Here is a 26981-nt window from a genome sequence, read left to right on the forward strand (position 1 = left end):
ATTCGTGATATGTCATCCATACATGTCAAGCAAGGCCACCCCTCCCGGCTCCTTTCGCGGCAGGTCGATCTCAATCTGCTCGAACTCTTCGAGACGGTCTATCGCACGCGCAATCTGACGGCGGCCGGTGCACAACTCGGCCTGACCCAGCCCGCGGTCAGCCGAGGGCTCGGGCGGTTGCGGGAGATGTATGGCGACGCGTTGTTCGTACGGCAACAACGTGGCGTGGTACCGACCCCGTTTGCTGATGCGCTGGTATCTCCCGTAAGCTCGGCGCTCGAGATCCTGCGGGCAACCGTCAACCGACCCACCTTCAGTCAAGGCGACGAGGCCCGCACCTTCAGGGTCGCGATGAGCGATATCGGCGAGCGGCTATTTCTGCCTCGTTTGATGTTGCATCTCGCTGACGTGGCACCCCAGGTCGTCATCGAAGTGGTTTCGCCGAGCCACGGCGAGCTGTTCGACGGACTGGCGTCCGGCCAAATCGATCTCGCTGTGGGCTATCTCAGCGACCTGGGCAAACAGATGCACCAGCGCCGCTTGTTTCGCGAAAGATTCGTATACGTCGCCCGCAAGGATCACCCCAACGTCAAGGGCACCCTGCGCCGCGACCAGCTTCGCGAACTGGCGCATGTGGTGGCCGGCCCTGAAGGAATGCAGCACGCCGCCGCTGTGGAGAAGGTGCTCTCTGGGGTCCGTATCAAGGCAAGAGTGGCGTTGAGAGTGCACAGCTTTCTCTGCGTGGGCCCCATAGTCGCGAGCACAAACTTGATTGGCGCAGTGCCCAGCAATCTCGGGGCGATGGTCGCTTCCCATATGCAGTTGCAGCTCGTAGAGCCGCCAGTGCAGTTCCCGGCTTTCGATGTTTCGATGACGTGGCATCAAAGATTCCATCGCGACCCCGGCAGCGAGTGGCTGCGCAGCGTATTCGTCACTCTTTTCGACTCCCTGAGGGTGCCCTTCGAGACCGGTGAGTAGACGCCTTCGAGGTCGAGGGCGCAACAGACCGACGAGGCAGTCCCTCCGTGTTTGACGGATCAAGGATCAACCACCGTGTCGCGGGGGCTCGGATCGAGTGCCGCATGCCCCGATGATCCCATTCCGAGGCCCGCCAGAGCGACGTTAGTACCCACGGCCCCCGCGCTGGCTGACAGTGCAAGATTGCCGTCGTATGAGATGTTCGCGGGCGTTGCGCAGATCTACCGGGCGGCTGGTGGCCATCAATGGAACTGATAGGCAGGAATCATTCCAACGCCATAGCCCATCGGATGCATCGATCCAACAATGGCTGGGAAAACGAACGACCGGAGACAAGAATGAGCCATCCCGCCCCCACCGCCCTCTCGACAGCCTCACCCCAAGGATCCCTGCGCCGCCGCCTCCTGTTGACCAGCGCTGCGGCGTTTGTACCGAGCTTCTCCGCATTTGCTCAAACTCCTGCAGCCGCAGTGCAGTCCCGCGCCACTCTGCGAGTGCTTGTTTTTCCGGGTGGCTTCAACTGGCCGCTGTGGGTGGCTCAAGACCTTGGGTTCTTTGCCGCCACGGGTATCACCGTACACATCTCCGATACCCCCAGTTCGGTCGCGCAGATGTCTTCGCTCATTGACGGCGCGACCGACATTGCAATGACTGCTGCGGACAACGTGATTGCTTATCGCGAAGGCCAGGGCGAAGGAAGGCCCGGCCATGCTGCCGATGTCGTCGCGACGATGGGAAGCGACGGCGGGTTCCTCCGGCTGGTTTCCGCGCCGGGCATCACTTCGATCGCACAGCTTCGCGGCTGTCGTCTCGGGGTCGACGCACTGACCACCGGCTATGCCTTCGTGCTGCGGGAGATCATTGCGCGACATGGGCTGGGTGACGACGATATCGAATGGGTGAAGGCGGGCGGCGTTCTGCAGCGCTTCGAGGCAATTCAGCGGGGCCACATTGATGCGACCTTGCTGATTACTCCCTTCGACCGCCTTGCAGGCGCCAAGGGCTTCAATCTGCTGGCGAAGGCCTGGGATGTCGTGGGGCGCTACCAAGGCGTTGTTGCATCCGCGCGCCGACCTTGGGCGCAGCAGCATGGAGCCGAGTTGGTCGGCTTCATCAAGGCCTCCGTGCTGGCCATGCGATGGATGCGCAGTCCCAAAAACCGGGCGAAAGCGGAATCCATTCTTGCCCTTCGCATGCCACAGATGGATGAGCGTGACGTCGGCGCGTTGGCCGCTGCTCTGCTCGAAGCCCCGGATGGGTTCCAAACCGATGCAGGCATCGATCTGGAAGGCGTGAAGACGGTCATCGCTCTTCGCCAGCGCCATGGTTCGGCACCGGCAGCCCTCGGGGACACCAACCGGTATGTCGATGCGAGCTACTACCAGGCCGCCATCAGTCAGGTGTAAACATTGCTCTCGGCCAGAAGGTACCGACGGCTGAGTGAACCGCCAGCCGGTGTCGCGGCCTCACTCGACCATGCAATTGCAACTGAGCGACCAGTTCCCGGAGTCGTCTTGAATCCAGTTGTGCACATGCGAGACACAATACCGTTCGCGGCCGGCATGGAGGTGACCTGCTCGACACGCTGGCCCCGTTAGCGGCTATGCCAGAACAAGCCTTTCGCGATTTCTGGCAATTGGGCCGGCTGCCGGACGTGCGTGGACGACATTGGGAGCGCCACGCGTTTCTTGCATCCCGATTATTCGGCCTCAGAGTACTGGGTGCCGATCCGCGTGACCTGGCTTGGCATTCGCCAAGCCACGCGCGGACAGTCTCGAACGCGTCGCCAAAGAACTCGAGATCGGTCCCAACGATTGATCGCCACTCATCGAGAGCGCCGTGACTTCGAAAGGGGCTCGCGGCAACTCCGTCGCGACCCCTGAACTCAGAACGAATGTCGCATGCCCACCATAACCCCGTTCTGAGACCCGCCGGGGCCAGGACTGATACCCACGGCGGACCCCGCGCTGACTGACAGGGCAAGATTGCCGTCGTTGGAGATGTGCCCGGCCGTTGCGTAGACCGCGGTGCGCTTGGACAGGTAGTAGGTTCCACGCACTGCGGCGAGGTTTGCTGCGTTCTTGCTGTTCTCGTACGCGAGCCGGAAGACCTCCGCATCCAGTGTAAATGCGGGCAACACAGGATAGGTTGCACCGATGTACCACAAGTTGCTGCGGGGCGTGGTGAGGCTGCCCTCGTTGTCACGCCGAATGACCCCCGCGGACACTTGCCCCTCTCCAAGCTTCACATAGCCGTTCGCCACGACGCGACGATCCGTGAGTTGGCTGCTCACCAAGCCGGCAAAAGCACCGGGACCACCCCTGAGTTCGTCGACAGCCATTGCTACCCCCCACCTGGAGCCGTCGTATTTCATCAGGATCGACCACTCGCGACAAGCCTTGCTGTCTGTAGCGCTCTCGCCCGGGCAGTTCGTTCCGGCCGGGCTGGGACCTGCATTGATGACGTCCCGGCCAAGACTATAGGTTGCACCGACTGTCAAGCCACCGAAGGTGCCCCGATAGACGATGGAGTTGTCGGCTCGTGCGTTTGGAATGTAGTTGTCAAGCGATCCACTGCCGTAGATGTTCGGCCCCAGGACGTCGGTATCCAATAGCGACCAGAACAGCATGGTGTACTGTCTGCCCAGCGTGAAGGTCCCCCATCCCCCGGAAAAGCCGACAAAAGATTGTCGCCCGAAGAATCGCCCGCCTTGATTCAATGTTCCCGTATCGAGACCGAAACCGGACTCAAGCAGGAAGATGCCACGCAAACCAGCTCCGAGGTCTTCGACACCACGCACGCCCCACCGCGTCGGAAGGCTCCCAGTGAGTGACGGCATGCGCGTCACATGGCCAGTGGAACCCGTCACGTATTCCACACCTGAATCGACCAGCCCGTACATGGTGAGTGTCGACGCTGCCGCTTCCCGCGCACGTGATTGCTCTTCCGACTCCACTCGACGCAGGTCTTGCGCCGGCGCGGTTGAGGGTCCGCTGACGCTGGGCGACTGCCCCCAAGCGGCGGCCGCCACGACATACATCGCACTTGCCGCTATCGATCTTGTCCGCATTCTATTTTGTCTCCTCGTTCTCTGTTAAAAAAAAGCAAAACTCTTCTCGAACCGACGCCGGGTGACCTCGGTGCGAGGAAAGGAAGGTGGATGTCCGCCGCGCCTGGCCGCCGGCGCACCAGGTCACTTGGCGTGGGAACGAGCCACGTAAGCGTCTGCATCCACGAGCAGATCCGGACCACCGCCTTGGCGGATGAACTCCACGCAGTTCTCCGCGCGGGTGGGCAGCGCGCAGGCAGCCGCTCCGGCTTCGAGGAACAGGTTGCGGCGCATGTCAGGCAGCCGCCGCGGCGATGCGCCGCGTCACCCTCACCACCGCCAATCCACTGATGACGAGCATGTCGTCAGGCTTGCACAACGTATCGTTGCCGATGAAATTGAGGGTCTGGTTTCTTCTCATGGAACCTCGATCAAGAGAGGTGCGTTCAGACGCCCAGGTAGCGGTGCCACAACGCATGGTCGGCGTTGAGTTGCCCCGAGGTCCCGGTCCAAGCGACGGTGCCGCCTTCCACGATGTAGTGGCGGTCGGCGATCGGAATCAGCCGTTCGACGTACTTGTCGATCACGAGAATGGCTTGCCCTTCGTCTCGCAACGACTTCAGGCAGTGCCATATCTCGTCGCGTATCAGCGGGGCCAGACCCTCAGTGGCCTCGTCGATGATCAGGAGTTGCGCATTCGTCATCAGCGCGCGCGATATCGCGAGCATCTGTTGTTCGCCTCCCGAGAGCTGATTGCCCATGTTGGCGCGCCGCTCCTGCAGGCGAGGGAAAAGACGGTAGATGCGCGGCAGTGTCCATGGCGACTTCACACCGGAGCGATTGGCGGCGAAGGCGACCAGGTTCTCTTCCACAGTGAGGTTGGGAAAGATCTGTCGTCCTTCGGGAACCAGGCCGATTCCCATGCGGGCAATTCGGTCGGGCGCGGCGCGCTCGATGGCCTGGCCGCGAAATCGAACGCTTCCGCATCTGCAAGGGACCAGACCCATGATCGACTTGACTGTCGTGGTCTTTCCCATGCCGTTGCGGCCGAGCAAAGTCACCACTTCGCCTGCGTCGATCGCCAGTTCCATGCCGAACAGTATCTGGCTCGGCCCGTAGCATGTCTCGATGCCATCGACCTCGAGGAGCCTGGTCATGCGTCCACCTCATCACCCAGGTAGGCTCGTCTCACCTCGGGATCGGCCTTGATCTCGTCGGGCGTGCCGGTGGCGATGACCTTGCCATACACCAGCACCGAAATGCGGTCGGCGAGAGCAAACACCGCCTCCATGTCATGCTCCACGAGAACGATCGTCATCTGACCCTTCAGTCCCTGGATCAGACGGGTCATCGCGCGCGATTCGTCGCCGCTGACGCCAGCCATCGGCTCGTCCAAGAGCAATAGCCGGGCGCCGGTGGCCAGCGCGAGCCCGATTTCGACATGGCGCTGCTGTCCGTGCGCAAGCGCCGCTGCCGGGCGGTATTCCAGGCCGGCGAGCCCGATCGCGCGCACGATGCGGCGGGCTTCCTCCTCGATCGCAGCCTCACTCGCCACCGGTTTCCAGAAGCGGTAGCTCGAGCCACTGCGGCGCTGCACTGCCAGCGCAATGTTGTCCAATACGGTGAAGTTGCCCCTGAAGATGCTGGTGATCTGGTACGAACGCGCCAACCCCAGTCCTACGCGCTCATGCAAAGGAAGCGCCACGATGTCGGTGCCGTCGAACAGAATCCGGCCATCGTCGGACCGCAGCGCGCCCGCCAATTGCGCCATCAGCGTGGTCTTTCCTGCTCCGTTCGGGCCGATCAGCGCATGAATCTCGCCGCGGAACACCTTCAGGTTGGCGTGGTCGGTGGCGATGATCCCGCCGAAGCGCTTGACGAGCTGGTGCACCTCGAGCAGTGCCATCTCAGTCTCCCCTGCGCTTGAACGCGCCAACGATGCCGCGCGGAGCGAACAGCACGATTCCGATCAGCGCCGCGCCCATCACGAACTGCCAGCGCTGCGTGTACGCGGACAGGACCTCCTCGAGGACCAGGAAAACCAGCGCCCCGATTGGCCCGCCCCACAGACAGCCAACACCGCCGACGATGAGCATCATCAAAAGCGATCCGGACTGGAACCAAGACATCATGTTCGGGCTGACGAACAGGTTCTGGTTCGCAAGCAGCGCGCCACCCAAGCCCGCCAGCGCGCCCGCGATCGCGAAGCACACCAGCTTGTAGCGCGTGGTAGCGTAGCCAATGGCCTGCATGCGCGCCTCGTTCTCGCGGATGCCCTCGATCACACGGCCGAAGCGAGAGTGCACGAGTCGGTGCATACCGAACAGGGTCGCGGCGCACAGCGCCAGAACCACGTAGTAGAAGTGGCGGTCGTCGTCTAGATCGATGCCAAGTCCGAACTGTGAGCGGCTCGTCAGGTTCAGACCGTCGTCGCCACCGTACATCTTCAGTGACACGAAGATGTAGTAGAGCATCTGCGCGAAGGCCAGCGTGATCATGATGAAGTAGATGCCGCGGGTACGCAGCGAGAACGCTCCAATGACGAGCGCGAGCAGGCCGCCTGTGAACGCGGCGGCGGGCCAAGCGATCCAGGCACTCTCGGTGCCCGGCAGCAGGCCGATCTGCTTGGTCGCCTCGAGCGACAGAATACCGACCGTGTAGGCGCCGCTTCCGAGGAACGCCGCGTGGCCGAAACTGACCATCCCGCCGTAGCCCAGGATGAGGTTCAGGCTGGAGACAACGATGGCGAAGATGAAGATGCGCGTGGCCAGACCGGTGTAGAAGGGCTGGTCGATCGCCTGCATCAACAGCGGAAACAGCAGGGCCAGCAGTGCGCTGGCGGTCGTGATCACGGCGGGCCAGCGGGCCACAGCGGGTACGGTCCGGGCAGCGGAAACGGGCGTGGTGCTCATGATGTGGTTCCGTCCGCCCTCACCCGCGCCCTGGAAACAGTCCCGCAGGTCGCCACACCAGCACCAGCGCCATCAGTACGTAGATGCTGACCGAAGCCGCCGCCGCCGCCATGCTGTCGGCCAGTTCGGGACGCAACAGCGCGCGCAGCGCACCGGGCAGGATGGCGCGTCCCAGCGTGTCCACCATGCCGACGAGGATGGCTCCGACAAGCGCGCCGCGCACCGAACCGATGCCGCCGATCACCACTACGACGAACGTCAGAATGATGATGCTCTCCCCCATGCCGACCGAGATCGACAGCAGCGGGCCAAGCACGGCACCTGCCAGCGCACAAAGCGCGGCGCCGAGGCCGAAGACCAGTGTGAAGAGCAAGCGGATGTCGACGCCCAGGGCCGTCGCCATCTCCCGGTTGGACGCACCGGCGCGAATCAGCATTCCCACGCGGGTGCGGTTGACCAACCAGAACAGACCGGCCGCGACAGCCGCGCCAAGTACGATGATGGCTAAGCGGTACGCCGGATAGCTCAGCCCTGGAAGCACCGGCAATGACCCAGCCAGCGCCGCTGGCACTTCCATTGAAAGCTGGTGCGGCCCCCAGAGCATGCGCACGCCCTCATTCAGGCACAGGATGAGGCCGAATGTGGCCAACACCTGCGCCAGGTGGTCGCGCCGGTACAGCCGCCGCACGATCAGCACTTCGAGCAGCATCGCCACAGCTGCGGTGCCCAGCAGTGCCAGCGGCAGCGCTAGCCAGAAGCTGCCAGTCACCGCGAAGCAGGTGACCATCATGTAGGCGCCCAGCATGTACAGGGAGCCGTGCGCCAAGTTGATGAGGTCCATGATGCCGAAGACCAGCGTCAGACCTGCCGCCAGGAGGAACAGCATCAGGCCGAACTGCAGGCCGTTGAGCGCCTGCTCCAGGAGGAAGAGCGTGTTCATCGCGCTTTGGCTGCCTCAGCCATCCGACAGGCGCCAGCGTACGCATCCGCATGGTTTGGCAGCAGCGGCGCGACGGTCTTGTTGGTGATGTTGCCCTGCGGGTCCTTGACGACCTGGCGCAGGTAGTACGTCATCACTGGGTTCTGGTTCGAGCCGAACTTGAAGTCACCGCGCACCGACTTGAACGGTACCGTGGCAAAGGCCCTGCGCAGCGCGTCCTTGTCGCCGAGCTTGCCGCCGGCGGCGTGTACTGCAGCGTCGATCAGCATCGCCGCGTCATAGCCCTGCGCGGCATACAGCGACGGAGGCCGCTTGTACTCGGCCTGGTAGTCGGCCACGAACTTGCGGTTCTGCGGATTGTCCAGGTCGCGGTTCCACCACCAGGCGTTCAGGCTGCCGACCAGTGCATCGCCGACTCCGCGGATGGTGTCGTCGTCGAAGCCGAAGCCGGGGCCGATGAGCTGCGTCTCCTTGGTCAATCCGGCCTGGTGGAACTGCTTGAGGAAGTTCACCGCCATGCCGCCGAAGAGATAGACGTAAACCGCGTCGGGCTTGGCGCTACGGATCTGGCCGATCTCGACGCTGAAATCCAACTGACCCAGCTTGACAAAGGTTTCCCCGGCGATGCCCCCCTTGTAGAAGCGCCTGAAGCCTGCCACGTTGGCCTGGCCAGCAGGAAAGTTGGGGGCGACGAGATAGACGTTCTTCAGCGCCTTGTCACTCGCGTACTTGCCCATCGCCTCGGCCGGCGTCTCGCCCTGCCACGCGACGTTGAAGTAGAACGGGTTGCACTGCTCGCCGGCAAACGGCGCAGGGCCGTTGTTGGCGTTGACGAAGAACACCTTCTCGCGGAAGGCGATCGGCCCGATGGCGTTCATCACGTTGGTGAACAACGTACCGGTGACGATCTGCACGCGGTCCTTCTTCACGAGCTTGTCGAACACCTGCTTGCCTGTGTCGGGGTTCTGTTGGTCGTCGGCGACGATGAGTTCGGTCGCCAGGCCACCCAGCCGGCCGCCGGCCTGCTTGATGCCGAGGTTGAACCCGTCCTGCATGTCCACGGCAAGGCCGCTAATCGGGCCGGTCAGCGTGCTGAGGAAGCCAATGCGCAGCTTTTCCTGCGCCTGCGCGACAGGGAGCGCGACGACCGCCGGCAAGGCTATGGCAAGAGCGCGCAAAGCGCCGCGCAGCGTGTGTGTCACCGGTGTCTCCTAGTGTTGTGTGCCGTGGAATTCTTACGAGTCGCGTGCTCGGCGACCAATTGCGAATCGGAATTCGCGGGATTCGCAACCGTGATAGCGCGCCAATGGGATCCACCTGGACCCTGGGCCAATACCGATTCCCTCTCGTCGAGGAGAACCATAGAGTTGCGCAAGCACAGCAACATCCTCGTCCCCTCGCCCATGACTACCCCCCGAGTCGATCTCAACCTTCTTCTGGTATTCGAAGCCGTTCTCGAGACAAAGAGCACGACGCTTGCGGGTGCGCACCTCGGCCTCACGCAATCAGCCGTCAGCAACGCCCTGAACAGGCTTCGCTCGGCATTGGGCGACCCGCTGTTCGTGCGCACCTCCGAGGGCATGATGCCGACACCGCGGGCCGCCGAGATCAGCCTGCCGATAAAGGACTCGATCGAACGAATCCGCGCAGCGCTGGGATATGCCGCGGAATTCGATGCCGCGCATTCGGACCGGACATTCCGGATTTACATGACCGACGTCGGCCAGATGGTTCTGCTGCCGCCTGTGCTCGAACACATCGTGGCAGAAGCGCCGCAGGTGAAAATCGAGACGGTCCAGGCCACCACGCTTCGGCAACGCGAGGCGGATATGAGCAGCGGCGAAGTCGATCTTGCCGTCGGATACTTCGAGGACTTCGAAGGGCCGTTTCACGGTCAGTCGCTCTTTCGGGAGCACTACGTCTGCGTGGTCCGGGCCGATCACCCGCTGGCCGGCGACGAACTGACGCTGCAGCAGTTCGCGACACTGCGGCACGCGGTCTACAACCCCTCGGGCGGAGGACATTCGTACCAGGAGCAGGCCATTGATACGGCGATCAGGGCACAGGGAGTGCGGCGCCATGTGGCGCTGAGTGCCACGCACTTCCTTGGATTCACCCGCATGCTGCGCTCAACCGACCTCATCACCACGCTGCCCAGCCGCCTCGCCGCGGCGTGTGCTGCAATGACGCCGGTGCGCATATTCATGCCACCGCTGGAGATTCCGACCTTCGAGGTTGCGCAGTTCTGGCACAAGCGTTTCCATCAGGACCCGGGCAATCGCTGGTTGCGCCGTCTGTTCGCCCGTCATCACGCCGTGCTGGGGCCGAATGACCAGCCGCCAGCCGAGCTCGATCTGAGCCCGGAGGAGGTTCCCTGATACGCAGTATCCAGAGCAGGCCGCAGGGCGATCAGCGCTGGGCCGACGCAATCCTGCGCATGGCGGCGACCGCCGGAGCCACCGTCTTGAAGTAGTCCAGTTCCATGCTGGAACGGAATTCGTACGCCTCCAGGCTGTCCGACGCGACGTCTGCCAGTTGCAGAGCAAAGCTGGCGCGGACCACCAGGTCGTCGTCCGGCCCCGTGATCTCTTCCACGATGAGGCCCTCAACTCGTCCCGACAAGCGCAGGAACGTGATGCGCTCAGGTGCGCGGAAGGTCACCCGTTCTCGAGCCCGCTGGCCCCTGAACTCGATATCACGAACGAGGCCTGCGCCTGACTGCTCGAGCACCTCGCAATACGAGACTCCAGGCACATACTGCAACGTATTCCTGGCCTTCATCACAAGACCCTGCCACACCTCGCCTCGACCCAAGCGCGGGTCGTGCCGGGCTCGGCCCTCGTTGACCTTGATCTGTCGGGAAACGTAGATCATCGGTCGCGGAAATGGCTACAGGTCGGCTTCATCAGGCCGAATGCCGGTGCGCTTCGACCATTCCTAGTGCCTTGCCCACGGCATGGGGGACTTCGGTGAAGACATCTGCGGTGTCCGTATCGCTCCAACGACTGGCCGCCCATCCCCCGATGCGTCTCCACCACTCGGCGCTGCCGCCATGCTGCGTGAAGCTCGTCGCCGAGCTCACTGATCAAAGTGGATGCAAGTGCCATGCCGTCACACGCGAAGGTTGAACGTTCAGAGTGTGTGGCGGACGATGCCGGTTGTCGAAGGCATTCGGTAAATTGCCTCCATTTTCTCCGCGAATGGGGAGCCCAAGAGCTACCCACATTCACGCCTTGAATTGGCCAAATTTACGTAAGGCGTTGGCCCCAACTCGGAACCCTCGCTAACCTTGCTGCAAGCGGCGCGGAGACAAGGCATGCCGCATGGATCTGAGGAATCCTTCGTTCATGAAACACACTATCACATTGCAGCCCAGCGGTCGATCGTTCGCCTGCGACAGTCACGCTGAGGTCCTGCGCGCAGGACTTGCTGCGGGTCTTTTCATGCCCTACAGCTGTCGCTCCGGCGTCTGCAACACTTGCCGAGGACGTGTGCTGGACGGACGTGTCGACTGGGGCGGTGTACACCCCAAGTATCTGTCTGAAGAGGACAAGGCGAGAGGCTTCGCTCTGCTTTGCCAGGCACGGCCTCTGTCTGACCTGACCGTCGAGGTCGACGAGATCGATGCCGGCGACGCGATCCGCTCGAAGTTCATGCCGGCGCGCGTGCTGAAGATGGAGCGTGCCGCCCCAGACGTGATGATTGCGACCCTGGGCCTGCCGATGAATGAGCCGACGCTGTTCCGAGCCGGGCAGTACGTGGAAATCATCAGCGGCGGCGGCTTGCGCCGAAGCTACTCCATCGCGTCGGCGCCCAGCAACGATGGCGTGCGCCAGATCGAGCTACACATCCGCCATTTGCCCGGAGGCGCTTTCACCGATCGCCTTTTCGGTGCGATCCAACCGCGTGACGTGCTCAAGATCGAGTTCCCGCTCGGTTCGTTCTTCCTGCGCGAGAAATGCGACAAGCCGATCATCATGCTGGCCTCCGGCACCGGCTTTGCGCCGATCAAGTCGATCGTGCTTGACAGCCTTCGCCGCGGCTTGACACGCCCTATCACGCTGTACTGGGGCGGCCGCCGCCGCGAAGACCTGTACATGATGGATCTGTGCGAGCAGTGGGCGCGCGAGTACCGTCACATCCAGTTCGTGCCGGTGCTGAGCGAACCGACGCCGGGATGCGCATGGCGCGGAAGGATAGGCTTCGTTCACCGCGCGGTGATCGAGGATCACCCAGACCTTTCGGGCTACCAGGTGTATTCCTGCGGCGCCCCAGTCGTCATCGACTCAGCACGCCACGACTACACCGCGCACTGCGGACTGCCGGCCGCCGAGTTCTTCGCAGATTCCTTTCTCACGGCCAAGGAAAAGGCCGCCGCCTGACCCAGGAGACTTCAACCATGCTGCCAGCCAACACCCAGGTGCCCGTGCGCACCGAACGGTCCATCGTCAAACCCTTCTGCATGAGCCACGGCACGCTGGAGTGCTACGACCTCGTTGCCTCGCGCCGCTTCTACGAAGAGTTCCTCGGCCTCGAGTGCGTGCGCCATGGCAAACCAGCGATGGCGGTGCGCATGGGTATGCGTTTCCACATCATCTGCGTGGAGGTTGGCGACGAACTCAAGCCGGTGAATCTCCTGAACCATTGGGGGGTGGATGTGGCCACACGCGCCGAGGTCGACGAAGCCTACGCCAACGCGCTAAAGTATCAGCAAACCTATGGCATCCGCAAGGTGATGAAGCCGATGGACTCGCACGGCGTCTACTCGTTCTATGTGGTCGACCTCGACCACAACTGGTGGGAGATCCAGTGGTACGAGAACGGCTTCCAGCACGATGATCTGTTCGACTTCGGCGACCGCTTCGCGATGTCTGACGCCCGCTCCTTCGAGGCCGAATCTGAAGTTCAGTTGCGCGCGGAGGTGGCATGGTGATCCAGCTCGTCAGCTTCGACAGCGCCGAGGGCCGCAAGACCGGCATGCTGCACGATGGCAAGGTCTATGCGTCAGGCCGATTCACCAACATGCTGGACGTGCTGGACCATTGGGACAGCGCCAACGCGAAGCTCGCCGATCTCGGCGGCGAGCTGCCGCAACGGATCCCGGAGCCGGCCACCACGCTCGCAGCGCCGCTGGTACCACGCAACATCTACTTCGCCGGCGCCAACTACAAGGACCACGTGGCAGAGATGAAGAAGCGACTCGGGCTCCCACTGGAGGCCAATCCCAAGGACCTGGGCCAGAAGCCCTGGTTCTGCATGAAGGCGACAGGTGCCACCGTTGTCGGCCCGGGGGCCACGGTCGCACGACCACAGGGCTCGCCGATGCTCGACTGGGAGCTCGAGCTCGCCGTGGTCATCGGGCAGCGTTGCAGCGACGTGCCGCTGGGTCGGGCCTACGAGGTGATTGCCGGCTACACCGTCGCCAACGATCTCTCGGCACGCGAGAACGTCGGCCGCGATGGGGTGGCCAACGACTCGCCGTTCAAATGGGACTGGATCGGTCAGAAGACTTTCGACGGCAGCTGCCCTCTCGGGCCGGCGATCACCCCGCACCGATTTGTCGGCGACCCGATGAACCTGGACATGAAGTTGTGGGTCAACGGTGAACTGATGCAAGATTCAAACACGAGCCAGATGATCTTCGATATCGCCGACCAGGTGTCCCACCTCTCTTCGCGCGTCACGCTATTGCCCGGTGACGTGATCCTTACCGGGACGCCCGCCGGCGTGGGGATGGCGCGCGACCGCTTTCTCCGGCCCGGCGACACCGTGAGGCACTGGATCGAGAACATTGGCGAGTTCGAGATCTCAATCCGGTGATCGGGCTCGGCAGCGCTGCAGCGCCCATGCCGCAGCGCGTAGCGCAGAGGCGCGTCCAATGAGTGCACCCCCCGACTTTCATCAGCGCATAGTGTGGCTGGCTGCGCGCGCTGGTCCTCACTGGTCTAGGGAGGGCCGCTTCATGAGCGCACGTGGGAAGTATCTTTACCAACGAACCGACGATAAGCACCAAAGGAAGCACACGCCCATGACGATCAGCACCCGCCCCTACCTGACTGAGGCACAGGCACAGGACATTCTCGACGCGGCCGCCGTCGAGGCACGTAGGATGAAATGGCCCGTGACCGTGGCTGTCGTGGATGACGGCGGCCACCTGCTAGCGCTGAAACGGCTCGATGGTGCCAGCCCTGCGTCAGCGCACATAGCAGTTGGCAAGGCGCGTACCGCTGCACTTGGCAGGCACGACAGCAAGTTCTACGAGGACATGCTGGCCAACCGCCCCGCCTTCATCAGCGCACCTGGTCTCGAATGCCTGCTGGAGGGTGGAGTAGCCATCTTGCTGGTCGGTAGTTGCGTAGGTGGAGTGGGCGTCAGCGGGGTGAAGTCGCACGAAGACGCTCGAGTGGCGCTCTCCGGACTCGAGGCGTTGCATGTCGGTTGAGCTGCATCGGCAAGGTCCGGGAGATCGAGCATGCGCGTAGGCGCCAATCGAGACAACGGCAAGCGAATCTCGTGTAGTAGTTACGCCCGAGAACATGGGCAGACGGTTGAGTGAATCGATTTCCGATCTCATGCAACTCCGAGACTGAATTTGACCATTCAAGCGACAGCTTGAGGGAGCCTCTCTGGAGCGACGATGGTATCGATCGGCTCGTAGACCGGGCCGATGTCAATGTAGATCCTAAGGGAGCGAACGAGTTCACCTTCGCGCATGAGCATGGTCACACAGGGGATGGTGACCAGGTGGCCATCGGCGCGAACGTAGTCGACAGTCGCTTCCAATGCGCTGCAAGCACCGCTCTCGACGACATTGACGAAGTGGTGCGTCAGGCCGCGGATGGACTTCCAGAAAGCACCAACGCCGTCTTCAACGGCCGCCTTGCCCTTCATTGAAGGACAGTTGCCGAATGTGACTTCGACGTCGTCGGTCAGGCCGTCGAGGAGGCCGTCCATCGCCATCCCATCGATCGCGCGATACATGGCGCTGAACCAGTACTCCATGGGTCAGACCTCACCCTGGGCGACCATCTGACGGATTACTCGCACCGTGGCTTCGACAGCCTTGAGGTAATCGCGCTCCATCACATCGCCCATATCCCGTTCCGCAGGGCTGCCGGAAGCGTCATCCAGTAGTTGCATCGCAAAGCTGAACTTCAGCCTCAGATCATCATCGGTGCCGAGAATCTCGTTGACGATAAAGCCATCTGCATTGCCTGAGAGCCTGACGAAGGTGACCTTCTCTTCGGATCGAAAGGTGATCTTCTCGCGCGCGCGTTCGCCGCGAAAGTCGATGTCTCGCACCAGCCCGCCTTCGAAACGTTCGACAACCGTGCAGGCCAGCATTCCGGGCACGAACGGCAGAGCGTTCTCGGCCTTCATGACCAGGCCCTTCCAAACCTGACTTCGCGTGAGATGTGGCTCTCCCTGGGAAAGTCCCTTGTTAACTTCGATCTCTCTGGCTACGTAAATCATGATATTTTCTCCAATACGTTCTCGACAACGCTTGATCCTATGATGCCAAGCGCCGGTCGTCCAATCAGCCCCTGTGATACGGTCAATGCAAGCTCTGAATGGCGGCGAGACCATGACGGGCAAGTAGGACGTATCACACAAATTTGTTCGCCCGCCCTGCACTTCGCCCCTGAAGTGCTAGGCGCAGGCGTGCGTGCTTCCACACCCGGCGATCGGGAATGGCGGCTACGCCTCGCTCGTGCCTCCTCTCGTCGTCCAACTTTCATCGCCTCGCCCGCGCCAATTCGCTAAGACACAGCCGCCCCTTCTGCATAGCGAAGATAGTCCACGCTGATGCGATTCGAATGGTCAACCAACCCGCGAACGAAGGGCAGACGTGCCGCCTCATAGCGAGCCAGCGCGGTGGAAATCGGTTCGTCTTCGCTTCGGCGTGCGAGTGTCTTGGCCAGCACAGCGGCATCTTCCACCCCGGTAGCGAATCCGCGCCCTGTCATGGGTGAAACTCCGTGGGCAGCGTCGCCCACGATCGCCAGTGCGCCACGTGCCAAGCGCTTCGGCTTGTATTCGGCGATCGGGGCGCCGCTCAGCGCGTCTGTCGAGCGCACCCCCACAGCGACCGCCTCCGCCCATGCCGTAGGCCAAAGCCGTGGGATGAGCGCGAGCAATTCTGTTCTGACATCCTCATCGATTGTCCTGCGCCCGAGCGTTCCGACTATGTGGCCATCTGCCGTGAGGCAGTGGGTGCGCCGCAGCAGTTCCTCTCGATGCACATCGAACCATGCGAACGTAACTTGACGCCGTCCGACTTCCACAGATCCGTCGCGACCGGGAAGCACCGCGGCAACCAATCGATAGCCGCTTGCAAGGTCGATCCATAGTCCACCGTTCGACGGCCAGGCAATGGGGCGCTCCAGCGCTTCCTCGTCGACCAGACCGCGCCAGACGACATAACCAGCATAGCGGGCCAGCGGGGCGTCTGGCGCAATCGTTCTGCGAACAGTGCTGTGGTATCCGTCTGCACCGATGACTGCGTCCGCATCTCTCTGCGTTCCGTCCGAGAAATGAAGTTGCACTCGATCGTCGAGCTCGGTGATGGACGTGACAGACTTGCCTTCCTCGAGGACAATGCCGGGCGATGCAGCAGCCCGCTCGTGTAACCAGGCGTACAACGCCGGCCAGGTTGTCAAGTCACGATCGCGGTACGCGGGCACAGTGGACAGTATCGGACGCAAACGCGGATCGTGACCCACAGTCGCTGCAAGCGCCGCAAGATCGATGCTCAGGCTGTCGCCACCTTGCACCCGCCGTGCAGAGCGCTCCACAACACGAACCGGCACGCCCCTCGTTGCGCAAGCGAGCGCAAGCGTGAGGCCGGCGAGGGATCCGCCAACTACGACAATCTGGGGGGGAGTGGTACTCATGGAGTTCGGAGCCATAGATAAGATGCAAATGCCTTCTGCAGGAAGCGCCTTCGAGAAGAGACACCAGACGGAGGAAACCCCCTCTTCACCGGAAGATCCGTTGCAGCACGGAAACCACCACCGCGAGCGCAGCGACCCAAATCACAATCCAGAAGTACTCGATACCTGCCATCAGTGAAGCCTGCTGGCTGATCTGCTGCGCTTGCACAACCAGTGCCATTTGAGTGGCTTGACTGGGTTCATGCGACAACGAGAACAGTTGGCTTAGCTGTTGCGAATGTTGTGCAAAGATCGGGTCGTGATTGGTGAGTCGAATGTTCAGAGATCCGTACTGGACGGTGCTTCTCCACTGCATGAATACGGTTGCGATGCTGGTACCCATCGCCATGGCGACTTGACCCAACATGTTCTTGACCTGCTGGGCGTTGGCAAGAAGCGTGTCCTCACCGGCAACATCGCGGAAGGTCTGCATCGCTGTCGTCGCCAATACCAGCATGACAAAGCACCCGTTCAAGGCCAGCGCCGGAAGAATGTGCAGCCATATATCCGCAATCGGCGCGACCGAGGACAGCAGCCAGCCAAAGGCTGCCAGCGACAGAAATCCTGCGACGAAAAACTTCTTCGGTGCCGGATACTTGGGCAACAGTCGAAGCATCACCAGCCACGTAAGCAACGAAGCGACGAGCCCCATGGACTGGAACTTCCCGATGCTTTCCCAGGAATAGCCCAATCCCGCTTGGAGGAATAGCGGCACGATGTAGCTGTTGGCTCCCAAGATCACGTAGCTGAACGAGAACAAGGCCACGCCTGCCACGTATCGAGAGGTCATGAGCTCCCGGACTCTCAGCAAGGGTCGCTCGTGACTGTGCTCAATATGGAAATATGTGTAGAGGGAAAATGCGGCCAAGGCTGCGAATACCAGCATGATGCCGGTGTCGCTATAGAACTCGTAGTACGAGCGTTGCAGGATATAGAGAACGAAGAACGATGCAAACGCCAGGAGAAGCACGCGAGCGGGGCTGGTTCTTGTGCGCTCATGCTCAGGGTACGGGTCCTTGGGAAGAAACCTTAAGGAGAGCGCCGCAGCAGCAACTGAGCCGGCAATGAGCACCCAGAAGATCGCCTGCCAGGAGTCATGGGTGACTGCCATGGATGAGATCAGCGGTGCCGCTGCAGTGCCGCTGGCCAAACCCACGGCGAAGGCCTTGATCCCCACAAATCGCTCAGGTCCGGGCGGAATGAGATTGACCATGATGCGTGATGTCGTCATGAACGACGCGCCGCCCAATGCCATCACGACTCTTCCTGCTGCAAATGTCGTCAGGTCGTGGCTCACGCTGCACAGCAGCGCACCTGCAATGAAGACGCCGATCGAACCGATCATGTAGCTGCGCCACCCCAGTCGTTCTGTCAACCAGCGCTGTTTGGAGATCACAACCACCGCAACACAGGCATAGAGGGCGGCGACGAGACTGTACTCTTCGGGACTCGCCTCAATCTCGCCTCGGATCGGGACAGAGGCAAACGCGAGCATGCCGGTCTGGAGGAATTCGAGACCACAGAGCAAGCAGACAGTCGTCAGCAGTGCGCCATGCTTTCTGTATACGAGCGGGATCATTATTTCTCCGCCATCGGCGTTTGCCCTTCGTTGGCCCGTATGACCGCCTCCACGATGGCGTCCGCGTCTCTCAACTCTTGGTCATAGACTTGCGTCTTGTAGACGAAGTTCGGTGCAACGTCCTTACGAATCATCTCTCCGCTGCGGTCGGTGGTTCTCACGGAAACCCGCATCGATAGTCCGACACGCAGAGGTTGCTTGGCAATCTCCTTTGAATCCAGCGCGATCCTGATCGGAACGCGCTGCGTCACCTTGATCCAGTTCCCCGTTGCGTTCTGGGCCGGCAGGAGAGCGAAGGCGCTGCCGGTTCCGGCATCCATGCCAACGATCTTTCCGTGATAGACCACATTGCGGCCATACACATCCGTCGTCACCTCAGCGGGCTGCCCGATACGAAGATGCTCAAGCTGGGACTCCTTGAAGTTGGCATTGACCCACAGTTCGTCCATCGGAACCACAGACATCAAGGCCACACCTGGGTTGATGCGCTGGCCTAGTTGCACACTGCGCTTCGTGACGGTGCCATCTACGGGAGAGAGAATGGATGTGCGTGAACGTGCGATGTAGGCATCTCTCAAATTGGTGGCGGCGGTCAACACATCAGGATGCGTTCTCAGGTTGGTGCCGTCGACCATGGCGAGGCGTTGTTCAAGCGACTGGTTCACTGCAGACAGCATGGCCTCAGCATTTTTTAGCACATCTTCCGCGTGGCTGACCTCTTCTCGGGAAACCGCTCCGCTGGAGGCGAGCGTGGAACGACGCGCCAGATCAGCCCTGGTCTTCAGCACATCGTTCTTCCGCTGCACGACTTCGGCCCGCAGTTGTTGAACTTGCGAATACTGCGTTCTTGCCACTCGAGTGGCCTTGGCCAGTTCTGCCTTTGCGCGCTCGAATCGGACTTCCTGGTCAACGGGATTCAGCGTGACAAGCAACGTCCCCGCCTTTACGTGGTCGGTGTTGTCCGCCGCAAACGCCGTGACGGTGCCACCGATTTGAGAAGTCACTTGCACGACGTTGCCATCGACGTAGGCGTCCTCGGTGCGTTCGGTGTCACGCTGCAAGCTGTACCACGCGATCCCTCCGACCAAGACGACCAGGACGATTGCTGTGGCCAGTTGCCCGCGCGCCTGAAACGGCAAGGGCTTCTTCTCGCTTCCAACGTCTCCCCTGGTCTCGGATGGGGGCCGAATCTGATTGGGTGGGATGCTCTGACTCATATAAGTGGACTCCTTAGTCGTTGGCGCTAATGCGGGACAGGTCAGGGGCATAGCCGCCGCCCAGAGCGCGACTGAGATTGGCCTCCAAAGCAAGGCCGCGAGATTGCAGTTGGACAAGCTGGCGCTGTTGAATGCGTGCGTCCGTTAGCGAGATGAGGACCTGGATGTAGGTGGCCAGACCTGCGGCGTAGCGCTTGTTGATCAGCTCCGCAGCTTCGTTCGCAGTCTGAACTGCGTCTTGCTGTTGCTCGATTCGCTCACGCAACCAGCGAATCGAGGAAAGCTGATCAGAGATGTCGTGCAGGGCGGCTACCAACGTCTGGTTGTAGTCTTCCACCGCGATGTCATAGGCAGCGTCTTGCGAAGCAAGATTGGCGCGCAGGCGTCCACCTTCAAAGATTGGCAGACTGATGGCTGGTCCTGCACCCAGGATGCGACTACCTCCTTCCGTGAACAAGTCAAACCCGAGACTTTGGAGGCCCACGAAGGCAGACAGGTTGACGTTCGGATAGAAGCGCGCTTTTGCACCCTCGATCTCATGGCTTGCTGCCTCCACGCGCCAACGCTGCGCAACGACATCGGGGCGATGGCCGAGAAGTTCTGCTGGCAAATCACTGGGAATGGTCACCGTGTCGGGTCGCTTGAGGTGAGGGGCGGCGATCACGCGGCCTCGATCCGGCCCTTTGCCGAGCAATGCTGCGAGCTTGTTCCGGCTCAGCTCCATGGATTCGCCCAATGCAGCGATCCTGGCGCGGGTAGCGGGAATGGATGCCTGAGCCTGTTTGATATCGATCTTGGAGTCCAGCTCGGCTTCAAAGCGCCGCTGAGTGAGTGAAAGAATCTCCTGCTGTTGCTTGAGCAGTTTTTGTTCAATCTCAAGCTGCTCGTAGCCTTGCTGTAGTTCGATATAGGCTTGAACGATGGCCGAGGACAGCACAAGTTGTGTCGCGTAGCGATCGACTTCTGTCGCTTTCAGACGACCCAACGCCGCTTCAACGGTAGCGCGGTTCTTCCCCCAGAAGTCCAGCTCATAGCCAATGTTGAGCGTACCCTGATTGAACGTCTGCCAAGTACCGGCGACCGGGTGTGGCGTCGTACCGTTTTCGCTGAACCTCTCGCGCGTACTGGACAGATTGCCGTCAACGTGGGGCATCAGCTGTGACTGGGCCAGACCTTGGAGCGCTTCAGCCTGGCGAACACGTGCAGCCGCACCGCGCAGACTTGGGCTATCAGCCAGAGCTTCTTCAACCATTAGATTCAACTGGTCGTCACCGAATGATCTCCACCACTCTTGCTGTGGCCAGTGAGCGTCGGAGAGCTGGATACCGCTGAGCGCCGCTTTCGCCGCCAGACCGGCGGGATTGGTTAGGGTGGACGACGGTTTGATGTTTCCAAACGAGCATCCGGACAGCACCAAGGCGCCGACCATGGCAAGCACCGCCGAGTGCAGACCGTGCGATGGGCGGTGCATGTCGCGCTTGGGAGACGAGGATGCTGTTCTCATAGATACCATTCGTGTCTGTCTGAGTTATAGGAGTGAGATGCCGCTTGGACCTCTCGTTGGTGCACGGCCATTCGCTAGATCGAACGAAGCTCTCTCACCGACTAATGAAGTGGAGCTTCAGCGGCTTGCGTTTGCTTCACCGGAACGTGAAGGCCAGACTGTCGGAAATGATCTGCGGCGGCCCCCGTTTGCAAGGGAACGAGCTTTCGCGCATGTGATTTCAGCGTTTCAATACGACGAGTTGCCGAATCCGGCATGCGAGTACCAGCCGGACCGAGTGGCCTGGGCAGCGAAGATCAGACTCGCCACGAAGCCGCATCAGCTGGCCGCAGGGGAGCTCAGTTCCACCTGCGGCCAGTTCACCTTATGGGTGACCCCGGTCAGCCCTGCAGGGCATCGATCAGCACTTCGTGCACAATGCAGCCGCCTTCACGCTTGGCTCAAGCAATGCCGGCGCCAAGGGCCGGGAAGACGTCGCTGAACAAAAGACCGATCAGTTGCTGTCCGGCAGGGGTAGACCAGTCTTGCGCGATCTCCGCCATGAGGGTGTTGGTGGCGGTCAGCACAACGCCCGCATCGTGCATGCGTTGACGCGAGAACTCTTCGGAAAGGTCGCTGGGTGATCCCGAGGCGTCCATCACGGCCTGAACATTGAAGCCTTCGAGCGCAGCGTCGATCGACGGGAAGATGAGGCAAACGTCGGTGGTCACGCCAGCCATGATCAGGTTCTTGCGGCCGGTGGCGAGCACCGCATTGCGAAAGTCGGGGTAGGCCCATGCGTTAACGACGCCGGGGCGCTTGACCCGCGCCGCGTGCGCGTCAGGCAGGATCGTGGCGATCTCTGGAAGAATTGGGCCTTGGGCGCGGTCCTCCTGGCTGGACGTGATGACGACCGGCAGATTGAGAATCTTTGCCATCTTGGCAAGGGCAATAGACTGCTTGGCGGCCAAGTCCATGTCGATGTTCTTGATCAGTTGCATCGTACCGACCTGATGGTCGATAAGCAGCAGGGCCGAGTTCTCGGCGGTGAATCGTTCAACTTTCATGATCTAGCTCCTGGTAGTAAATGGGGCTCACGCCCCGGGGTGTGGCGCCCTGCTACAGCTGTCCCAAGTCGCCACGCTGGTAAGCGGCGGTTGCCGCAATCAGACTTTCCTGGCTTGCAAAAGCCATGGGGCCGTTCGAAAGCACGGGTTGGTGCAGAGGTTCGCCGATGAACACCGCGACCTTGGCTCCGCCAGGGTCGGCGACGAGCTTGTGCATCATTCCTTTGCTCGCGAGAGGAAGGATCGGGACACGGAGGTTGTCGAGGCTGAAGCTCTCGCCATTGAGTTCCGCGCTGCCGAAGATCGGCATGGCGAAGGCTCGCTGTCCCGCGGCCAAGGGCAACTCCAGTTCAGCGCCGGCTTCCAGCGAAATATCGAGCAATGTGACGTCGGTCGGGGGCGTCAGCGGCGAGCGCGCGCCGCCAAAGCTGCCGAAGGGGACGCGGACCCGTACGCCTGGGCGCTGAACCACCGGAACGTCCTGCGGTGCCAGGCTCAGAGCGAACGGTGCCGCGCTCTGCCGTTCCCGAGGGAGATTGACGAAGATCTGCAGTAGGTGCACGGTGCTTCCCGGCACCGCTGGGTTCTCTTCATGGACCACACCGCGTCCGGCGGCAGTCCAGTGCAGCCCCCCCGGCTGGATCAGCGTCCTGTTCCCTTGCGAGTCGCGATTGGCAATGCCAGTCTCGGAGTCGAGGAACAGATAAGTCACCGCAGAGAAGCCGGCGTGCGGGTGCGGGGGGAACGTGGGCGCACTCATCCAGGCATGGTCGATGCCCATGAAGGGATCGAACTGCGCTGGATCGGAGCCATGCAGGCCATAGGCCCGGAAATGGCTTCCTCGGTTCGCGCGATGCATGCGGGCGGTGGTGATCATGACAACCTGCCTCAGTCGACTTCGGCCACAGCCAGCGTCGGATAGTCGATGTATCCCTTGGCGGTGGGGGGCGCGAAGAAGGTGTTGCGGTCGACTTCGTTGAGCGAGGCGCCCACACGGAAGCGCTCTGGCAAGTCCGGATTCGCAAGGAAAGCACTGCCGAAAACGGTAGCGTCGGCCTTGCCCTCGGCAAGCACCCCTTCTGCGCTGTCCTGGGTCAGCCCGCCGCCGATCAGGTAGGCGCCGTTAAAGCGCGAGCGCAGCAGCGCGTGGTAGTCGAACTTCGCACCGAACAGGGCGACATGCAGATAGGCCAGGCCCCAGCCGCGCAGATGATCGACCAGATAGGCGTAGGTCTTCTGAGGCGTGGCATCCGTGATGCTGTTGTAGTTCATCTCCGGCGAAATCTTGATGCCAACGCGATCGGCACCCGCCTCTGCAACCATCGCATCCAACACGTCCAGCACAAACCGGGCGCGCCCCTCAATCGAACCGCCGTACAGGTCTTGACGCTGGTTGCTTCCCGATGAGAGGAACTGTTCTGGCAGGTAGCCTGAGGCCGCATGCAGTTCCACACCGTCGAAGCCCGCTTCGATCGCACGACGGGTGGCCTGACGGTAATCTTCAATGACGCTGGCAATCTCGGCGATGCTCAACTCTCGGGGCGTAACGAAGTCGACCTGGCCGGCCGGGGTCCATGCCTGGCCTTCAGGCTTGATGGCCGAGGGCGCCACCGGAGTTGCGCCATTCAGCAAGGAGGGATGCGAGACCCGCCCGCAATGCATGACCTGCATGAAGATGCGACCGCCACGGGCGTGCACGGCCTCGGTAACCTTCTTCCAGGCCGTGACCTGGGCCTCGGTTTCGATGCCGGGCGTATGGACATAGCCCTTGCCCATGGCGGACGGAAACACGCCTTCGGAAATGATGAGGCCGGCGCTGGCGCGCTGGGCGTAATACGTGACTGTCAGGTCGCTGGGAACACCGTGGCCGTCCGCGCGGGAGCGGGTCATCGGAGCCATCACGAGACGGTTCGGCGCGATGTAGCGACCGATACGAATGGGGGTGAGAATTTTGCTCATGTCTATTCCTTGGATGTGAGAAGAGTAGGGAACGGGTAGCGGCCTTAGGCCCGCACTTGCCCGCCATCGGCGGCGATGGTCTGGCCGGTGACGAAGGCCGAGTCGGGGGAGCACAGGAACGAGACCACGCCCGCCAAATCCTGGGGCTCGATCGTTCGAGGGATGGCCTGTTGTTTCGGCAGGTACTCGTAGATTGCTTCGTTAATGCCGCGCATCGTCTTGGTGTTGGTCAGCCCCGGAGCGATGACATTGGCGGTCACGCCGGAGGCGCCCACTTCGCTGGCCAGCGCACGAGTGAATCCGATCACCCCCCCCTTGCTGGCGATGTAAGCCGTCATGTCCGGCACGTTCAACCAGAACGTTGTGCTGGCCACGTTGACGATACGGCCGAGCTTGCGTTCGGTCATGCCCGGAACAAAGGCCTTGCACATCAAGAAGGCGCCGTCAAGATTGACGCTGACCACCTTGCGCCACAAGTCAAAGTCGGTGTCCGCGAACGACTTCCACGGGTAGATGCCGGCGTTGTTCACCAGCGCGACCACAGGCGGCATATTGGCGCTGACGTCGGCGGCGAACTGCAGCGTGGAGTCCGGCGAGGTCACATCAACGATGGCCGAGAAAAACTTGCGCCCGACGGCCTCGACGAGCACCCGCGTCGCCGCTGCATCGACAACGTCGGCAACGGCAATATCGAAGCCATCAGCGGCGAGCCTTTGGGCATAGGCCTGACCGATGCCATTGGCGGCTCCGGTCACGACAGCAGTTCCTTTTGACATGGACATATTTACGTTCCTACAAATGCGATGGACGTATCTTCAATTAATCTACCCAGGAGATAAAGACGGTAAAATGGCAAACATTGATCCAAAAATGGCGCAATCCCCATGGAACTGCTGAACGACATGGCCCTGTTTGTTGAGGTCGCTCATTTGAGGAGCTTCCGTCGTGCGGCCGATGTCACGGGGGTTCCGAACTCGACACTGTCCCGACGAATCAGCGCCCTGGAGAAGGCCATTGGCCTGCGTCTCTTGCATCGAACGACTCGCAAGGTCGAGTTGACTGAGGCCGGGCAGCTCTATTTCGAGCGCTGCAGACGCATCGTCGAAGAGGCGCGCATCGCACACGAGCAGCTCGGTGAGATGCTGGCGCAGCCAAGCGGCCTGTTGCGCGCTTCACTGCCAGTGGATTTCGCGACGATCTACATGGCACCTCTGATTGCGGAATTTGCTCGCCGCTACCCAGGCATCACCTTTGATTTCGACCTCACGCCGCGACGAGTGGATCTGGTCACCGAACCCTTCGATGTGGCAATTCGCATGGGCGAATCAGCGAGTTCGAACTTGGTTGCTCGCCTGCTTGCCCGCCTGTCGGTGCATGTTTATGCCTCGCCGCACTATCTCGAACTCTCGGGCGAGCCCACACATCCCGCCGACCTGGCGCAACACGAGTGCCTGGGCTTTCCCAAGGCAGGCAAGTGGACACTGCATCGCGAAGCAGAAACGGTCGAGGTCGAAGTTGGAGGGCGCTTTCATGTCAATAGCGTCGGCATGTTCCGCCGCCTGGCCACCCTGAACCTCGGCGTGATACTGCTTCCTGTGGAGATTGCCGCCGAGGACGTGGCGGCCGGTCGGCTGCACCGGATACTGCCTGACTGGGAGGGAAAGCCGACGCCAGTCTATGCCCTGACCGAAACTCGCCTGCTCCCGGCCAAAACGCAGCGATTTATTGAGTTCTTGCAGGAGCGTTTGGGCAAGTAGTAGGGCCGGCTTCGGCACGAACGGAGGAAGGTCGAGACCAGGCGCTCGACCAACGCGCATCCGCTAGGCGTTGCCTGACGCGGAACGCTCAGGGCGCCGCGCCGCTATCCACGGCGAACTGGTGGACAATGAAATCGCGCAGCCATTTGTTCGCAGGGTCGCGGTGGTAGCGGTCGTGCCAGTACAGCGCGACCTCAAATTCGGGCAAGGACAGCGGGTGCGGCTTGATCACGAGACGGTAGTGCGCCTGGAGCGTCTCGGCGAGCATCGCGGGCACGGACCACAGGAGGTCGGAGCCGATCACGAAGTGCGGCGCAGCCAGATACTGCGGCAGCCGGACAGTGATGCGGTGCCGCGCCCCGGCATCGACCAGCGCGCGCTCGAGCACCGCGTGCCCGCTGCCCGAATACTCGACGAGGAGATGCTCACTCTCGGCGAAGCGCTTGGACGTGAGCTTCACACCGGCGAGCGGATGGCCCTCGCGCATCACGCACACGTAGTGCTGCCTGAACAGCAATCGACTGTGGATGCCGGTTTCGAGCGTGGGCAGGAATCCGAGAGCAAAGTCGATCTGCCCCGCAGCCATGCCACTCATGGTCTCCGGGATCGGGCGAAACAACGTGCGCAGGCGCAGGCCGGGTGCCGATTGGCCTAGCGCGGCAAGGATGCGGGGAAGGCACACCACCTCGCCGATGTCGCGAGTTCTGACCGTGAACATCCGACGCGCGATAGCCGGGTCGAAGCGTCCGCGCTCGACCCGCGTCTTGCGCACCAGGGCCAGCGCATCGAGCAGTTGCGGCGCCAGCTCCACGGCCAAGGGCGTCGGCTCCATGCGTCGACCCACAAGCGTGAACATCTTGTCGTCATACTCCTCGCGAATGCGCTTCAGCGAGCCGCTGACGGCCGCCTGCGTAAGTCCGAGCCGCTCAGCAGACACCGTCACCGATCGGTCGCGCCACATGGCCTCGAACACGTAGAGCAGGTTCAGATCCTTCATTTCCAAAGTATAAGTTCCATCTATACCCATGAATTATCCAATCGGTATGGATGGATGAATCGACGCGTCTCAGAATCGCGAGAAACCGGTACTCCTTGCGGCTGTACCCT

28 protein-coding genes are annotated in these 26981 nt (G+C 61.7%); 8 read left to right on the forward strand and 20 right to left on the reverse strand.

Going from position 1 to position 26981, the window contains the following annotated elements:
• The first annotated feature begins 9 nt into the window (after window positions 1–9).
• Together QTI17_RS28890 and QTI17_RS28895 are read left to right on the forward strand one after the other, a co-directional pair.
• Window positions 10–978: a LysR family transcriptional regulator gene (locus tag QTI17_RS28890; RefSeq protein ID WP_286521333.1), complete on the forward strand. Its 969-nt coding sequence runs from the start codon at window positions 10–12 to the stop codon at window positions 976–978.
• Window positions 979–1316: 338 nt separating this feature from the next.
• Window positions 1317–2384: an ABC transporter substrate-binding protein gene (locus tag QTI17_RS28895; RefSeq protein ID WP_286537106.1), complete on the forward strand. Its 1068-nt coding sequence runs from the start codon at window positions 1317–1319 to the stop codon at window positions 2382–2384.
• A gap of 479 nt (window positions 2385–2863) precedes the next feature.
• Here the strand turns inward: QTI17_RS28895 and QTI17_RS28900 are convergent, their stop codons facing one another.
• The 8 genes from QTI17_RS28900 to QTI17_RS28935 form a co-directional block, all read right to left on the reverse strand.
• Complete coding sequence (locus QTI17_RS28900) at window positions 2864–4048, reverse strand: porin (RefSeq protein ID WP_503011126.1); 1185 nt, start codon at window positions 4046–4048, stop codon at window positions 2864–2866.
• 123 nt (window positions 4049–4171) lie between these two features.
• The gene (locus QTI17_RS28905; RefSeq protein WP_286537107.1) at window positions 4172–4321 is read right to left on the reverse strand and encodes a hypothetical protein; all 150 of its coding nucleotides are present in this window, start codon (window positions 4319–4321) and stop codon (window positions 4172–4174) included.
• Window position 4322: 1 nt separating this feature from the next.
• Window positions 4323–4448, reverse strand: a complete 126-nt coding sequence (locus tag QTI17_RS28910; RefSeq protein ID WP_286537108.1) for a hypothetical protein — start codon at window positions 4446–4448, stop codon at window positions 4323–4325.
• Window positions 4449–4473: 25 nt separating this feature from the next.
• Window positions 4474–5184, reverse strand: coding sequence for an ABC transporter ATP-binding protein (locus tag QTI17_RS28915; RefSeq protein ID WP_286537109.1), 711 nt, complete (start codon window positions 5182–5184; stop codon window positions 4474–4476).
• A complete protein-coding gene (locus tag QTI17_RS28920) occupies window positions 5181–5933 on the reverse strand; it encodes an ABC transporter ATP-binding protein (protein WP_286537110.1) in 753 nt (250 codons plus the stop codon). Before QTI17_RS28920 ends, QTI17_RS28915 begins: the two co-directional genes overlap by 4 nt.
• Window position 5934: 1 nt before the next feature.
• On the reverse strand, window positions 5935–6831 hold the full coding sequence (locus tag QTI17_RS28925; protein ID WP_286537191.1) for a branched-chain amino acid ABC transporter permease: 897 nt from the start codon (window positions 6829–6831) through the stop codon (window positions 5935–5937).
• A gap of 127 nt (window positions 6832–6958) precedes the next feature.
• Window positions 6959–7879, reverse strand: coding sequence for a branched-chain amino acid ABC transporter permease (locus QTI17_RS28930; RefSeq protein ID WP_286537111.1), 921 nt, complete (start codon window positions 7877–7879; stop codon window positions 6959–6961).
• Entirely contained in the window at window positions 7876–9081 is a 1206-nt protein-coding gene (locus QTI17_RS28935) for an ABC transporter substrate-binding protein (RefSeq protein WP_286537112.1), read from the reverse strand. The genes QTI17_RS28930 and QTI17_RS28935 overlap by 4 nt, the downstream gene beginning before the upstream one ends.
• A 201-nt stretch (window positions 9082–9282) precedes the next feature.
• Between QTI17_RS28935 and QTI17_RS28940 the strand changes: the two genes are divergently transcribed.
• Window positions 9283–10257 carry a LysR family transcriptional regulator gene (locus QTI17_RS28940; RefSeq protein ID WP_286537113.1) on the forward strand — a complete coding sequence of 325 codons (975 nt, stop codon included), beginning with the start codon at window positions 9283–9285 and terminating at the stop codon, window positions 10255–10257.
• A 31-nt stretch (window positions 10258–10288) separates the two neighbouring features.
• Here the strand turns inward: QTI17_RS28940 and QTI17_RS28945 are convergent, their stop codons facing one another.
• Entirely contained in the window at window positions 10289–10753 is a 465-nt protein-coding gene (locus QTI17_RS28945) for an SRPBCC family protein (RefSeq protein WP_286537115.1), read from the reverse strand.
• Between the two features lie 473 nt (window positions 10754–11226).
• Here QTI17_RS28945 and QTI17_RS28950 point away from each other — a divergent pair, with 473 nt between their 5' ends.
• From QTI17_RS28950 to QTI17_RS28965, 4 genes are all read left to right on the forward strand, one after another.
• Window positions 11227–12261 carry a CDP-6-deoxy-delta-3,4-glucoseen reductase gene (locus tag QTI17_RS28950; RefSeq protein WP_286521345.1) on the forward strand — a complete coding sequence of 345 codons (1035 nt, stop codon included), beginning with the start codon at window positions 11227–11229 and terminating at the stop codon, window positions 12259–12261.
• A gap of 17 nt (window positions 12262–12278) precedes the next feature.
• Entirely contained in the window at window positions 12279–12812 is a 534-nt protein-coding gene (locus QTI17_RS28955; RefSeq protein ID WP_286521347.1) for a VOC family protein, read from the forward strand.
• Entirely contained in the window at window positions 12806–13699 is an 894-nt protein-coding gene (locus QTI17_RS28960) for a fumarylacetoacetate hydrolase family protein (RefSeq protein WP_286521348.1), read from the forward strand. The genes QTI17_RS28955 and QTI17_RS28960 overlap by 7 nt, the downstream gene beginning before the upstream one ends.
• 214 nt (window positions 13700–13913) lie before the next feature.
• Window positions 13914–14321, forward strand: coding sequence for a GlcG/HbpS family heme-binding protein (locus QTI17_RS28965; RefSeq protein ID WP_503011133.1), 408 nt, complete (start codon window positions 13914–13916; stop codon window positions 14319–14321).
• Between the two features lie 158 nt (window positions 14322–14479).
• Here the strand turns inward: QTI17_RS28965 and QTI17_RS28970 are convergent, their stop codons facing one another.
• The 10 genes from QTI17_RS28970 to QTI17_RS29015 form a co-directional block, all read right to left on the reverse strand.
• A complete protein-coding gene (locus tag QTI17_RS28970; protein ID WP_286537117.1) occupies window positions 14480–14881 on the reverse strand; it encodes a nuclear transport factor 2 family protein in 402 nt (133 codons plus the stop codon).
• Between the two features lie 3 nt (window positions 14882–14884).
• Window positions 14885–15352 carry an SRPBCC family protein gene (locus QTI17_RS28975; RefSeq protein ID WP_286537118.1) on the reverse strand — a complete coding sequence of 156 codons (468 nt, stop codon included), beginning with the start codon at window positions 15350–15352 and terminating at the stop codon, window positions 14885–14887.
• Between the two features lie 287 nt (window positions 15353–15639).
• Window positions 15640–16773: an FAD-dependent monooxygenase gene (locus tag QTI17_RS28980; protein WP_286521354.1), complete on the reverse strand. Its 1134-nt coding sequence runs from the start codon at window positions 16771–16773 to the stop codon at window positions 15640–15642.
• A gap of 85 nt (window positions 16774–16858) precedes the next feature.
• Entirely contained in the window at window positions 16859–18391 is a 1533-nt protein-coding gene (locus QTI17_RS28985) for an MFS transporter (protein WP_286521355.1), read from the reverse strand.
• The gene (locus QTI17_RS28990; protein WP_286537119.1) at window positions 18391–19608 is read right to left on the reverse strand and encodes an HlyD family secretion protein; all 1218 of its coding nucleotides are present in this window, start codon (window positions 19606–19608) and stop codon (window positions 18391–18393) included. The genes QTI17_RS28985 and QTI17_RS28990 overlap by 1 nt, the downstream gene beginning before the upstream one ends.
• A gap of 13 nt (window positions 19609–19621) precedes the next feature.
• Window positions 19622–21112 carry an efflux transporter outer membrane subunit gene (locus QTI17_RS28995; protein WP_286537121.1) on the reverse strand — a complete coding sequence of 497 codons (1491 nt, stop codon included), beginning with the start codon at window positions 21110–21112 and terminating at the stop codon, window positions 19622–19624.
• A gap of 440 nt (window positions 21113–21552) precedes the next feature.
• Window positions 21553–22158 (reverse strand): isochorismatase family protein, encoded by a 606-nt coding sequence (locus tag QTI17_RS29000; RefSeq protein WP_286521359.1) that lies wholly within the window; start codon window positions 22156–22158, stop codon window positions 21553–21555.
• A gap of 52 nt (window positions 22159–22210) precedes the next feature.
• Complete coding sequence (locus tag QTI17_RS29005) at window positions 22211–23035, reverse strand: pirin family protein (protein ID WP_286537122.1); 825 nt, start codon at window positions 23033–23035, stop codon at window positions 22211–22213.
• An 11-nt stretch (window positions 23036–23046) separates the two neighbouring features.
• Window positions 23047–24117: an alkene reductase gene (locus QTI17_RS29010; protein ID WP_286521362.1), complete on the reverse strand. Its 1071-nt coding sequence runs from the start codon at window positions 24115–24117 to the stop codon at window positions 23047–23049.
• Between the two features lie 44 nt (window positions 24118–24161).
• Entirely contained in the window at window positions 24162–24872 is a 711-nt protein-coding gene (locus tag QTI17_RS29015) for an SDR family NAD(P)-dependent oxidoreductase (RefSeq protein WP_286521363.1), read from the reverse strand.
• Window positions 24873–25001: 129 nt separating this feature from the next.
• On the opposite strand from QTI17_RS29015, the gene QTI17_RS29020 reads away from it, so the two are divergent.
• The gene (locus tag QTI17_RS29020; protein WP_286521364.1) at window positions 25002–25874 is read left to right on the forward strand and encodes a LysR family transcriptional regulator; all 873 of its coding nucleotides are present in this window, start codon (window positions 25002–25004) and stop codon (window positions 25872–25874) included.
• An 88-nt stretch (window positions 25875–25962) separates the two neighbouring features.
• On the opposite strand, the gene QTI17_RS29025 is transcribed toward QTI17_RS29020, so the two are convergent.
• A complete protein-coding gene (locus QTI17_RS29025; protein WP_286521365.1) occupies window positions 25963–26871 on the reverse strand; it encodes a LysR family transcriptional regulator in 909 nt (302 codons plus the stop codon).
• Window positions 26872–26981 lie beyond the last annotated feature (110 nt).

Origin of the sequence: Variovorax sp. J31P179, assembly GCF_030316985.1 — a bacterium.
GTDB classification, from domain to species: Bacteria; Pseudomonadota; Gammaproteobacteria; order Burkholderiales; family Burkholderiaceae_C; genus Variovorax; species Variovorax ginsengisoli_B.

Coding starts and splice junctions, on each gene's coding strand:
- QTI17_RS28890 (WP_286521333.1), top strand. CDS start 10: ATGTCATCCATACATGTCAAGCAAGGCCACCCCTCCCGGCTCCTTTCG.
- QTI17_RS28895 (WP_286537106.1), top strand. CDS start 1,317: ATGAGCCATCCCGCCCCCACCGCCCTCTCGACAGCCTCACCCCAAGGA.
- QTI17_RS28900 (WP_503011126.1), bottom strand. CDS start 4,048: ATGCGGACAAGATCGATAGCGGCAAGTGCGATGTATGTCGTGGCGGCC.
- QTI17_RS28905 (WP_286537107.1), bottom strand. CDS start 4,321: ATGCGCCGCAACCTGTTCCTCGAAGCCGGAGCGGCTGCCTGCGCGCTG.
- QTI17_RS28910 (WP_286537108.1), bottom strand. CDS start 4,448: ATGAGAAGAAACCAGACCCTCAATTTCATCGGCAACGATACGTTGTGC.
- QTI17_RS28915 (WP_286537109.1), bottom strand. CDS start 5,184: ATGACCAGGCTCCTCGAGGTCGATGGCATCGAGACATGCTACGGGCCG.
- QTI17_RS28920 (WP_286537110.1), bottom strand. CDS start 5,933: ATGGCACTGCTCGAGGTGCACCAGCTCGTCAAGCGCTTCGGCGGGATC.
- QTI17_RS28925 (WP_286537191.1), bottom strand. CDS start 6,831: ATGCAGGCGATCGACCAGCCCTTCTACACCGGTCTGGCCACGCGCATC.
- QTI17_RS28930 (WP_286537111.1), bottom strand. CDS start 7,879: ATGAACACGCTCTTCCTCCTGGAGCAGGCGCTCAACGGCCTGCAGTTC.
- QTI17_RS28940 (WP_286537113.1), top strand. CDS start 9,283: ATGACTACCCCCCGAGTCGATCTCAACCTTCTTCTGGTATTCGAAGCC.
- QTI17_RS28945 (WP_286537115.1), bottom strand. CDS start 10,753: ATGATCTACGTTTCCCGACAGATCAAGGTCAACGAGGGCCGAGCCCGG.
- QTI17_RS28950 (WP_286521345.1), top strand. CDS start 11,227: ATGAAACACACTATCACATTGCAGCCCAGCGGTCGATCGTTCGCCTGC.
- QTI17_RS28955 (WP_286521347.1), top strand. CDS start 12,279: ATGCTGCCAGCCAACACCCAGGTGCCCGTGCGCACCGAACGGTCCATC.
- QTI17_RS28960 (WP_286521348.1), top strand. CDS start 12,806: ATGGTGATCCAGCTCGTCAGCTTCGACAGCGCCGAGGGCCGCAAGACC.
- QTI17_RS28970 (WP_286537117.1), bottom strand. CDS start 14,881: ATGGAGTACTGGTTCAGCGCCATGTATCGCGCGATCGATGGGATGGCG.
- QTI17_RS28975 (WP_286537118.1), bottom strand. CDS start 15,352: ATGATTTACGTAGCCAGAGAGATCGAAGTTAACAAGGGACTTTCCCAG.
- QTI17_RS28980 (WP_286521354.1), bottom strand. CDS start 16,773: ATGAGTACCACTCCCCCCCAGATTGTCGTAGTTGGCGGATCCCTCGCC.
- QTI17_RS28985 (WP_286521355.1), bottom strand. CDS start 18,391: ATGATCCCGCTCGTATACAGAAAGCATGGCGCACTGCTGACGACTGTC.
- QTI17_RS28990 (WP_286537119.1), bottom strand. CDS start 19,608: ATGAGTCAGAGCATCCCACCCAATCAGATTCGGCCCCCATCCGAGACC.
- QTI17_RS28995 (WP_286537121.1), bottom strand. CDS start 21,112: ATGAGAACAGCATCCTCGTCTCCCAAGCGCGACATGCACCGCCCATCG.
- QTI17_RS29000 (WP_286521359.1), bottom strand. CDS start 22,158: ATGAAAGTTGAACGATTCACCGCCGAGAACTCGGCCCTGCTGCTTATC.
- QTI17_RS29005 (WP_286537122.1), bottom strand. CDS start 23,035: ATGATCACCACCGCCCGCATGCATCGCGCGAACCGAGGAAGCCATTTC.
- QTI17_RS29010 (WP_286521362.1), bottom strand. CDS start 24,117: ATGAGCAAAATTCTCACCCCCATTCGTATCGGTCGCTACATCGCGCCG.
- QTI17_RS29020 (WP_286521364.1), top strand. CDS start 25,002: ATGGAACTGCTGAACGACATGGCCCTGTTTGTTGAGGTCGCTCATTTG.
- QTI17_RS29025 (WP_286521365.1), bottom strand. CDS start 26,871: ATGAAGGATCTGAACCTGCTCTACGTGTTCGAGGCCATGTGGCGCGAC.